Annotated in this window: 13 protein-coding genes and 1 tRNA gene; 2 read left to right on the top strand and 12 right to left on the bottom strand. The window is 40.2% G+C overall.

From position 1 onward, the window contains the following. The 9 genes from HZC45_05535 to HZC45_05495 all read right to left on the bottom strand — a co-directional run. On the bottom strand, nt 1-217 hold a 217-nt coding region (locus HZC45_05535; GenBank protein MBI5682609.1), incomplete at its 3' end, for a RecX family transcriptional regulator. Continuing rightward, nucleotides 218-1,369 (bottom strand): type IV pilus twitching motility protein PilT, encoded by a 1,152-nt coding sequence (locus HZC45_05530; GenBank protein MBI5682608.1) that lies wholly within the window; start codon nt 1,367-1,369, stop codon nt 218-220. A gap of 11 nt (nt 1,370-1,380) precedes the next feature. Next, nucleotides 1,381-2,385: a recombinase RecA gene (recA, locus tag HZC45_05525; protein ID MBI5682607.1), complete on the bottom strand. Its 1,005-nt coding sequence runs from the start codon at nt 2,383-2,385 to the stop codon at nt 1,381-1,383. Further along, nucleotides 2,363-3,025 (bottom strand): RNA 2',3'-cyclic phosphodiesterase, encoded by a 663-nt coding sequence (gene thpR, locus HZC45_05520; protein MBI5682606.1) that lies wholly within the window; start codon nt 3,023-3,025, stop codon nt 2,363-2,365. Before thpR ends, recA begins: the two co-directional genes overlap by 23 nt. A gap of 7 nt (nt 3,026-3,032) precedes the next feature. Beyond that, on the bottom strand, nt 3,033-3,524 hold the full coding sequence (locus HZC45_05515; protein MBI5682605.1) for a CinA family protein: 492 nt from the start codon (nt 3,522-3,524) through the stop codon (nt 3,033-3,035). 48 nt (nt 3,525-3,572) lie between these two features. Next, the gene (locus tag HZC45_05510; protein ID MBI5682604.1) at nt 3,573-4,031 is read right to left on the bottom strand and encodes a phosphatidylglycerophosphatase A; all 459 of its coding nucleotides are present in this window, start codon (nt 4,029-4,031) and stop codon (nt 3,573-3,575) included. Between the two features lie 7 nt (nt 4,032-4,038). Continuing rightward, nucleotides 4,039-4,860, bottom strand: coding sequence for a hypothetical protein (locus HZC45_05505; GenBank protein MBI5682603.1), 822 nt, complete (start codon nt 4,858-4,860; stop codon nt 4,039-4,041). Beyond that, a complete protein-coding gene (locus HZC45_05500; protein ID MBI5682602.1) occupies nt 4,857-5,306 on the bottom strand; it encodes a cytochrome c-type biogenesis protein CcmH in 450 nt (149 codons plus the stop codon). Before HZC45_05500 ends, HZC45_05505 begins: the two co-directional genes overlap by 4 nt. Next, nucleotides 5,303-6,088: an LPXTG cell wall anchor domain-containing protein gene (locus HZC45_05495; protein ID MBI5682601.1), complete on the bottom strand. Its 786-nt coding sequence runs from the start codon at nt 6,086-6,088 to the stop codon at nt 5,303-5,305. The genes HZC45_05500 and HZC45_05495 overlap by 4 nt, the downstream gene beginning before the upstream one ends. A gap of 134 nt (nt 6,089-6,222) precedes the next feature. On the opposite strand from HZC45_05495, the gene HZC45_05490 reads away from it, so the two are divergent. Continuing rightward, complete coding sequence (locus HZC45_05490) at nt 6,223-6,969, top strand: YebC/PmpR family DNA-binding transcriptional regulator (protein ID MBI5682600.1); 747 nt, start codon at nt 6,223-6,225, stop codon at nt 6,967-6,969. 7 nt (nt 6,970-6,976) lie between these two features. On the opposite strand, the gene lepB is transcribed toward HZC45_05490, so the two are convergent. The 3 genes from lepB to HZC45_05475 all read right to left on the bottom strand — a co-directional run bounded on the left by lepB (nt 6,977) and on the right by HZC45_05475 (nt 9,359). Then, on the bottom strand, nt 6,977-7,585 hold the full coding sequence (gene lepB, locus HZC45_05485; protein ID MBI5682599.1) for a signal peptidase I: 609 nt from the start codon (nt 7,583-7,585) through the stop codon (nt 6,977-6,979). Between the two features lie 103 nt (nt 7,586-7,688). Next, nucleotides 7,689-7,847: a hypothetical protein gene (locus tag HZC45_05480; protein ID MBI5682598.1), complete on the bottom strand. Its 159-nt coding sequence runs from the start codon at nt 7,845-7,847 to the stop codon at nt 7,689-7,691. A 147-nt stretch (nt 7,848-7,994) separates the two neighbouring features. After that, on the bottom strand, nt 7,995-9,359 hold the full coding sequence (locus HZC45_05475; GenBank protein ID MBI5682597.1) for a sigma 54-interacting transcriptional regulator: 1,365 nt from the start codon (nt 9,357-9,359) through the stop codon (nt 7,995-7,997). A 578-nt stretch (nt 9,360-9,937) separates the two neighbouring features. Between HZC45_05475 and HZC45_05470 the strand changes: the two genes are divergently transcribed. After that, nucleotides 9,938-10,013 (top strand) — tRNA-Glu (locus tag HZC45_05470). Nucleotides 10,014-10,185: the final 172 nt, after the last annotated feature.

Here is a 10,185-nt window from a genome sequence, read left to right as displayed (position 1 = left end):
AAAGATTGTGCTTAACCTTTGCCCTTGCCCACCCAATAGCAAATCTTCTATCATCAATAAGACTAAATGATTTAAGTTCCTCCACTGCACAGGTAATTGTTTTTTCATCAAATCCCTTTGCCTTTAATTTTCCAACAATATCTCTTTCACTTTTTTGGCTATAGGAAAGGAGTTTCAGTGCAAGATTTTTTGCCTTTGTAACGGCATCTTCACTCACCTAAAACCTCTCTATATCAAATTGTGTCCCTCTTTCGCCTTTTTTATTACTTTCAATATCACTCCATTTCATATCGCTGGTTGATGTTATTCCCTGTGCCAGTAATGCAAAATCATCAGGGTTACTTGCCTGCCTCAAAGCCTCTTCATAAGTTATGTAGTTTTTGTTAAGGAGGAAGAATATAGACTGGTCAAATGTCTGCATACCGTAGGTTGTATAACCCTTTGCTATTGCATCATGTATGGACTTTGTCTTGTCCTTATCTTCAATACACTCTCTTACGAATGCCGTTGACACCATTATCTCTATTGCAGGTACCCTCCCTTTGCCGTCTTTCATGGGCATAAGTCTTTGAGAGATAATTGCCTTTATCACACCTGCCAGTTGAACCCTTATCTGCTGATGCTGATGTGGTGGAAAAACAGATATTATACGGTTAATTGTCTCTAACGCATCTATTGTATGGAGTGTTGATAGGACAAGATGACCTGTTTCTGCTGCCGTGAGTGCAATCTCTATGGTTTCCATATCCCTCATCTCTCCTACCATTATAACATCGGGGTCCTGTCTGAGCGCACCGCGAAGGGCATCTGCAAACGAGATGGCATCTGTTCCAATCTCCCGCTGATTTATTATACACCTTTTATCCTTGTGGATAAATTCTATTGGGTCTTCTACGGTGATAATATGGCTTGTCCTGTTTGAATTTATATAATCAATGATTGCTGCAAGGGTAGTGGATTTACCGCTTCCTGTAATACCTGTTACAAGGACAAGACCCCGCTGTTCCGCTGCTATTTTCTTTATTATTTCAGGGATATGTAAATTATCAAACGAATGGACTACTGCTGGTATGACCCTTAATGCTATGCTCACTCCCCCCTTTTGTCTGAATATGTTTACCCTGAACCTGCCAAGTTCAGACACATTGTATGCAAAATCTATCTGCAAATTTTTCTGAAGTGCTTCTTTTTGCGGTTCACTTAAGATTTGCATTGCTGTCTTTAAAATCCAGTCAGGTGTAAGTTTTTCTAAATTTTTTACTGGTGTCAGACTCCCGCAGATTCGCACTACAGGGGGAATACCTGCCTTCAGATGCACATCAGATGCCTTTTCCTTTACAGCGAGGTTTAGTATTGTGTTAATATCAATATTAGCCATCTTTATTCTTTTTGGGATAATCCAAAATGTTCAAACACCTTTTTTTCTACTTCCAAAGCAGTCTTTGGATTACCTTTGAGGAAGAGTCTTGCAGATTCTCTGCCTTGCCCTATCCTCTGCCCGGCATAAGAATACCATGCACCGCTTTTTTCAATCACGCCTGCATTGACACCTATGTCAATGATGTCCCCTTCCTTTGATATGCCTTCATTATACAGTATATCAAACTCTGCATCCTTGAATGGTGGTGCAAGTTTATTTTTGACCACCTTTACCTTTGTCCTGTTTCCAACCACATCCTCACCCTGTTTTATTGCCCCTATCCTCCTTATATCCATTCGGACCGACGCATAAAATTTCAGGGCATTGCCGCCTGTAGTGGTTTCAGGGTTTCCGAACATCACACCGATTTTATGCCTGATTTGATTTATGAATATCATGCAGGTCTTTGACTTGCTTATTGTTGCTGTAAGTTTTCTGAGTGCCTGACTCATAAGCCTTGCCTGAAGACCCATGTGGCTGTCGCCCATTTCACCTTCAATCTCTGCCCTTGGCGTTAATGCAGCAACAGAGTCAATAACAATGACATCCATAGCACCGCTTCTGACAAGTGTCTCTGCAATTTCAAGCCCCTGCTCCCCTGTATCAGGCTGTGATATGAGAAGGTCTTCTGTCTTTACACCAAGTTTTTTAGCATATGCAATATCCAGGGCATGTTCAGCGTCTATAAATGCAGCAGTGCCCCCGCTTTTCTGTGCCTCAGCCACAATGTGCAGTGATAATGTTGTCTTTCCTGAAGATTCTGGTCCAAATATCTCAACAACCCTGCCCCTTGGCACACCGCCAATCCCAAGTGCTATATTCAGCGCTGGTGAACCTGTAGATATTATTGGCACATCAGCAATTGGAGTTTCCGTGCCCAGTTTCATTCTAGAACCCTTGCCGAACTGCTTTTCAATCTGGCTTATTGCTAAATCAATTGCCTTACTCTTGTCTGATTGAGCCATAGTCTCTCCTCCTCTTTCCCCTCTCCTTTTCCCTCTCCCCATCGGGGAAAGGCTTCAACACCACCTTGAGTGGTGTTGAAGGGGTGAGGGGGCATTCATATAATTTTGTATAAACAGCGCCTTTTGGATTTAATTCGCTTTTATAAAGAACAATCCCATCCGCTATAAACTCGCCAAGTTCAGCATCCTTAACATGAGCAAGTATTCCCTTAAAATCGGTTTCCTTATCAGGCTCTCTTATCCTTCCAAGAGTAAGGTGAGGACTAAATCTCCTTTTTTCTTTTTCAAAGCCCAAATCTGCAAGCACTGCCTCAAGCCTTTCATATATAGTCTGAAGAAGATTGCCGCAGGTCTTTATCCCAAGCCATATAACCCTAGGGCTATTTAGATTTGGAAAACCATTAATGCCATTTACTGAAAGTTCAAACCTATTTATGCCAATACAGGTATTTTTGATTGCTGTTGTGATTGCGTCAAGTTGAACCTCTTGAACCTCGCCTAGAAATTTCAGCGTCAGATGGATATTTTCAGGCGCCGACCACGAAACCTTTGCCTTGCAATCCCTTTTTAGTTTATCCTGCAAGACTTTAATCTTTTTTATAAAAACTTCGGGCAAATCTATAGCAATAAACGATCGCATTATATATTTATCCCTTATACTTTTCCATAAGATAATTTTTAAGCATAAGCAAGGCGTCTTCCGCTGCCTGCGTCTTTATTTCCCTCCTTACGCCTTTAAACAAAAACTTTTTGCTCATTATGTCTTTCCCGGCAGATAAGGCAATATAAACCATTCCAACAGGCTTTTCTTTTGTTCCGCCGTCAGGACCTGCTATGCCTGTAACTGCAAGACCTATATCAACATTGAATAAATCCCTTATTCCCCCTGCCATCTCCTGTGCAGTCTCTTTACTAACTGCACCACATTTATTAAGGGTTTCAGGGGAAACATTTAAGATGCCTGTTTTTATCTTATTGCTGTATGCAATCACACCGCCGATAAAATATGCTGAACTCCCCGGCACATTGGTTATTAAACTGCCTATTAGCCCCCCTGTGCATGACTCTGCAGCGGCAAGGGTTAAACCGTGCCTAACGAGAAGTTCGCCAATTTCTTGTTCAATATGATGATTCGTAATGCCTCCTCAAAGAATTCCTAATAAAATTTCTATACTGAAGGCAATAATTTATCTTTCTACAACCCAAAACGCTATCCTTAACACAGCATTCGCATAAACCCCTGCAATTACATCATCAAGGATAATGCCATAACCGCTTTTTATTCTGTTCTCAATCATGCGGATAGGAAACGGCTTCCATATATCAAAAAGCCTGAATAAAAAAAATACGGCAATTATATTAAAAAAGGCATATGGGATTAAAAACATTGCCGCTAAAAAACCAAGTATCTCATCGCACACAATCGTGCTTGCATCCTTTTTCCCTAAAATCTCCTCTGCCTTTCCTGAAATAAAAGAAAAGACAAAAAACAATATAACAATAACCAGCATCTGGCTTATCGTGTTAAACCTTGAGAGAAAGATGCCTAAAGGTATGCCCAGAATTGTTCCAACTGTCCCCGGCGCAATCGGCGAATACCCTGTATAAAAACCAGTGGAAAGGAAGATGACTGCCTTATTTGACATCTCTTAACTAACCCCTAATCCTCTGCATTTCTGGTATTGGCAAATCCCACCTAAAGAGCCTTTCCTTTTGCCCGGGCAAATCCTTTAAAACAATCTCTAAAAAACCTTTGTCAGTTTTTACCTTTGGAAAGACAAGCACACCCTCTCTGTGGTGCAGGTCTCCGCTTTCATAAGTAACCTTCCATGAAATTGGCTTATATTCTTTTCCTGTTTCATCACGAAGAATTGTCAGATTTTCCATCTGAAAAGGGAGAAGTTTGCTCTGGTGGGTATTAAGATACACCATAAAAACAGCATACTCATCAACCTTATAACCAAGCGCCTCCCCTGTTCCACTGGTAAGTGTATGATAGACTACAGGTGTGTAGATTATATCCACATAAAGGTCGCTTTCTCCAAAGTCGCTCCTCCAGAGATACTGTTTTAGATATTTATTCGCCTCAGGCGAAAGTATGGTCGGCGTGCTGCTTAAAAAATTCTTCTGGAGGTATTTAAGGATTACTCTCCCCTCTTTTTCTCTGACATCTGCCTTATTTACAAACCTCATCCTTTGGATGACAGCCTCCCATTCCCTTGCTGTATGCCTTGTCCTTTCAACCACATCCCTTGAGTGGCATTTTCTTGCGCAGGATGATTCATACAAAAGTCTTTCATCCCCTTCTTTTAAGGTATTTAAACCTGTGTGTCTGAATAAGGCAAGACGTGTCTTTGTATAAATAAACTCTCCTTTTGACACGGGGCTTGTATCAACAAAAAACAGGAAGAGGACAATGGCAGTTGCCGAAATAAAAAATGCAAAAATGACAAAGGCTGTAAAAAACTGCTTCAAGCCTTGCCGCCCTTTCTCATAAACCTTCTGGTTAAAAGATAGATTCCAAAGAATATGGCAAGAACCCAGACCGCTATGACACCCCAGAAAATACCCCACTCCAGAGTATCAAAGCCCCTTGTATATTGATAAAACTTGCCGTGAATGCGCTGCATTGGCGTGATTTTGGCATTATCTCCGTATTTATCCACAAAGTATTTTATGATTTCCTGTTTTGTTTTGCCCTGTTTGAGCATTTCGCCGATTTGGTCTTTCCAGTCAAGACCGCATGACATATTGCAGTCCTCAAGCACAAGAGGACATTCACATGGGCATGCGAGTTCCTTTGCAATCTCTCCTACGGTCTCTGCAAAGGCAACTGATGCAGTGAACAGTGAACAGTGAACAGTAAACAGTAAAAACATTAAGAATTTGAAATTTGAAATTTGAAATTTAAGATTATTCATACCTTCCTCTTCCTAAACACCAGCATAAGCATTCCTGCCAGCACAAGAAGACCTGCAATCCCTGCCAAGAGCATGGTTCTTGAAAATCTTTTCCTCTCCTCAAATGGAGAGCCGAAGACCTTTGGTTCTGTCATCCGCGAATATTTTATATCTTGAGACGGCTGGCTGTCATTTTTTGCATAACTGACATTAAACTTAATCTCCTGTCCCTCTTGGACATTTTCATAAACATAGTCATAATGTTCAAATCCCTTAAATCCCCTTTTTTCTGTTGATTGGGGAGTGATTTTAAAATCCTCTGCCCTTAAAGGTTTTTGAATATCAACCTCAAGTTTGTCTATGGCATGGGTTGTCTTTACAATGTAATCAAATGCCTTCCTGCCCTTTGCCCTTTGCCCTTTGCCCTTTGCCTCTTCTTTAAACGGATTCACATGAAAACTTAAATAAAAATTTGGAAAAGGTAGTTTAAGTCTCACCTCATCCACATCCCCTGCATTTTTTTTTTTTTTTAACTGGCAGAAGTGCTGACCCTTTGGCGAAAGGCTGCACGCATCGCTTATAGAAGCCCCTTTTGGTATATAAAACACAGCCTCCGCAGGAAACGAAGTGTCATCCTTAAATCTGCCGTCGTATATAACAAGCACACCCGGGTCATCATATTCGGGCCAGATACTAACCCTCATCCTGCCGATAGATAAATCATCTGATGCGCTGACAGAAGATGCAATAAAAAGCAAGGGCAAGATAATCTTAATAAACCATGTAGAGATTTTTATCTGCACGGATAGATTTTATCCTATGCAAATGCTATAATCAACCTAAAATCTTACTGACATGGGTGATATACTGACTTGACTCCCTATATTTAAACTGATACATAAACAATACTTTTAAACCAATCTATTTGAGGTAACTCATGTCAGGACATTCCAGATGGGCTAACATAAAGCATAAAAAGGCAAAGTCAGATGTCCGTAAGGGTAAGGTATTCACAAAACTCATCAGAGAGATAATGGTTGCTGCAAAGACAGGCAGCGATCCGTCGGGCAATCCGCGTCTTCGCACTGCTATTGACAAGGCAAAGGCTGAAAATGTGCCTTCTGACAATATAGACAAGGCAATAAAAAAAGGCACAGGAGAATTGGAGGATGTTAATTACGAAGAGTTTTTCTATGAAGGTTATGGTCCGGGAGGCATTGCAGTATTGGTGCTTGTAATGACAGAAAACAAGAACAGGACAGCAGGAGAGGTGAGGCATGCATTTACCGCTCACAACGGAAGGCTTGCAGAAGCAGGTTCTGTGGTATGGATGTTTGATAAAAAGGGTATGCTTACATTTGACATGTCATCCATTTCAGAGGATAAACTTATGGAGATGGCGCTTGATGCAGGTGCAGAGGATGTTATAACAAACGATGAGGACAAGGTCTTTGAGGTATATGCCTCACCGTCGGACTTCCATTCAGTAAAGGATATATTTGATAAAAAGGGTATTAAATATACAGTGGCAGAGATAAGTATGATTCCTAAAAATAATATAAAACTTGAAGGCAAAGAGGCTCAGCAGATCTTGAGACTTATGGAAGAACTTGAAGATTTGGACGATGTGCAGAATGTGTATGCAAATTTCGATATACCGTTAAAGGCAATGGATGATGAGTGATTATTTTCTACCTTATCCACTTTGTAAGTCTGTCAAACCTCATCCAATGCTCATTTGAATTCCATGACCAGTAGATAATAAATGCCTTGCCCCTTATCTCTTCCAGTTTCACTATACCCCAGAACCTTGAATCATAACTTGAATCCCTATTATCACCCATCACAAATATGGAATTATCAGGGACTGTGTACGGACCGAAATTATCCCTATGTCTTGCCTCTCCTGTAAAGATATCTGGGTCCCTGTGAACACCATAAGGGTCTGCAACATCTTTGCCGTTAATAAGTATCTTTTTGTCTTTTATTTCAATTGTTTCACCTTCTATGGCAACAACCCTTTTTATGTAGTCTTTGCTTTTATCTACCGGAAATTTGAATACAACCACATCCCACCTTTCTGGCTTTGTAAATGGCACAAGTTTTATATCAGTAAATGGCACAGGTATCCCATATATGAACTTGTTGACAAGTATATGGTCGCCGATTAAAAGTGTAGGCTCCATTGAACTTGACGGTATCTTAAATGCCTGTATAACAAATGTCCTTATTGTGAGTGCCAATATAAGGGCAACAACTATTGCCTCTATGGTCTCGCGTATTACCTTTTTCTTTTGCATCTATATACTCTCCTGTTTCTATTATGGATGAATTATTAAGACATGCTCCGCTCAGATAATTTTTGCTACGATTTGGCTGCGGTGTTATGTGGTTTTGAATTAACTATATAATAAATGTATTTCCATCGTCAATACCTTTATCATTGCATAAAATAGCGATTAAAAACCTCGCTATTGGACAAACCTGCCTGCCTGTGCCGTTGGCACGGCAGACAGGCAGGTTTCCCCAAAAATCAATGTCTATTTTTGGGTCATTTTTCAAAAAATAGATTATTCACAGTGGTGTTGGATTGGATATAAATATTGCTAAAAAAGTTAGTGAATTCATATAGTAGTAACCATATAGGATAGATGATATTGAGGGGAGACCAATTTGTCAAAAAATGCAACCGCTTTTTTTGATTAAGGATTAGCATGCCCCCTTTTTTATCCCTAATTCCTTCATCTTTCTCCACAACGTAATTCTGCTTATCTTAAGTTTGTTGGCGCAGTCTTTTATCTTCCAGTTGGATTCTTCAAGGAGACGGATTATTGTCTCCCTTTCAAGTGCATCAAGTGGTCTTTCTGTTTTGATCGCCTTGCTTATGATGTCTTGCGCAGGCCTCTGCATATCCTTTGGCATGTGTTCTGGCAGGATAGTGTCCGCTGAGCACCTTACGAATCCATGCTCTATGATATGTTCCAGTTCCCTTATGTTGCCGGGGTAATTATATGCCATCAGTATTTCCATTGCAGACGGTGAAATGCCGGATATATTCTTTCCCATATCTTTATTGAACCTTGTAATAAAGTGTGAAACAAGAAGCGGTATATCGTCCTTTCTTTCACGGAGAGGCGGGAGCGTAACAGGCATTACCTTTAAGCGGTAATAAAGGTCTTCGCGGAATTTACCTTCCTCAACCAGCGTCTTTAGATTTTTATTTGTTGCAGTAATGAGCCTCACATCAACCTTTATTGTCTTTGTGCCGCCGACCCTTTCAAAGGTAGACTCCTGCAAAACCCTTAAAAGTTTTACCTGTGTATGCTGCGTTATATCGCCTATCTCATCCAGAAATATTGTTCCGCCGTTTGCCATTTCAAACCTGCCCGGTTTATCCGCTATAGCGCCAGTGAATGCGCCTTTGACATGACCGAATAGTTCGCTCTCAAGCACTCCCTCTGCCAAAGCAGCGCAGTTGACCTTTATGAAAGACTTGTCCTTTCTGGGGCTTGCATTGTGGATTGCATTGGCAATGAGTTCCTTGCCTGTGCCGCTTTCCCCTTCTATGAGGACAGTTGTCTTTGTGGGCGCAACCTCTCGCAAGAGTTCATATATCTCGTGCATCTTATAGTTCTTGCCGATAATCCCCTCAAATGAATATTTATCCCTTAATTCCTGCTTGAGTTCTTTTAGCAGGGAAATATCTCTAAACACCTCAACAGCGCCTATGGTCTTGCCTGCCTCATCCTTTAAAAGGGCTGCATTTACGCTGAGCGTAACTGTCTTATCGCCTTTGCCTATTGTTACCTCTTTGTTATGTATCTCTTCACCTGTATTTACCGCTGTTGTCATAAGGCAGCACAGGGAGCAGTTAGAGTGATGTATAACCTCCCTGCATATCCTGCCTTCCATATTTTCATCCCCTGCGATTGTAAAGAGTTCCTTTGCCGCTTTATTTATATAAAGTATACGGCGGCTGCTGGATATTACAACAACACCATCTGCAAGGCTGTTAAGTATTGTATCACTGTTTATTATAACTTCTTTGGGCGCAATGGCTGCTGGCTGTATCATTTTAACCCCCTGTTAATCTTTTATAATAGATACCTTACAATCGCATCGCGCATCGCCTGCTCCAGATAAATTCAATTTTTTTTATTCCCATACCAGTTTTTGAGGTTAATATAAACCAAGATATATCAAAAGTCAAGATATATGTTTCATAAAAGAAATATTTCATATATGAAACAATAGTGTAACTCTTTTAAATATAATAATAATAATGTTTCATAATAAATATGTTTCATAAATGAAATGATATTAGGTTTTTCGTATAGTGCAGCCTTTTGCGTAATTATTTAGTAAAAGCAACGAGTTATTAAAAATAATAAAAATTGGCACAGATATTGATATAACATATAATCAAATACAATAAGGAGGTAATGAAAAATGAAGACATTTGAGATATTCACAACAGTGATAGGCACAATAATCAGCGTAATCCTTATCATAGGGCTGACAACTGTTGCATAAGATAGTCTGTCCGTAAAAATCAATGTCTATTTTTGGGTCTGTGTTCTCTGTTGACAAGTAGAAAAGAAATAGATATAGATAATATGTTTTTTATATCTTGCAGTGAAACAAATCCACATGGTCCCATCGTCTAGAGGCCTAGGACGTGGCCCTCTCAAGGCTAAAACACGGGTTCGAATCCCGTTGGGACCGCCAAGAAACACTATTTTATAGTATCAAATCACAAGGCAGGACATCTTTTATCAGATATGTGGGGCAGAGCAGTCTTTGCAAAGTCCGTATAATTCAAGTTTGTGGAATGTAACCTTGAAGTTCATCTGTTCCGCGACATCTTTCTGCAACTGCTCTATCTTTTTGTTTTCAAACT

The organism is Deltaproteobacteria bacterium (assembly GCA_016223005.1).
Taxonomy (GTDB): domain Bacteria; phylum Desulfobacterota; class GWC2-55-46; order UBA9637; family GWC2-42-11; genus JACRPW01.
This window is presented reverse-complemented; position numbering and strand designations above follow the sequence as displayed.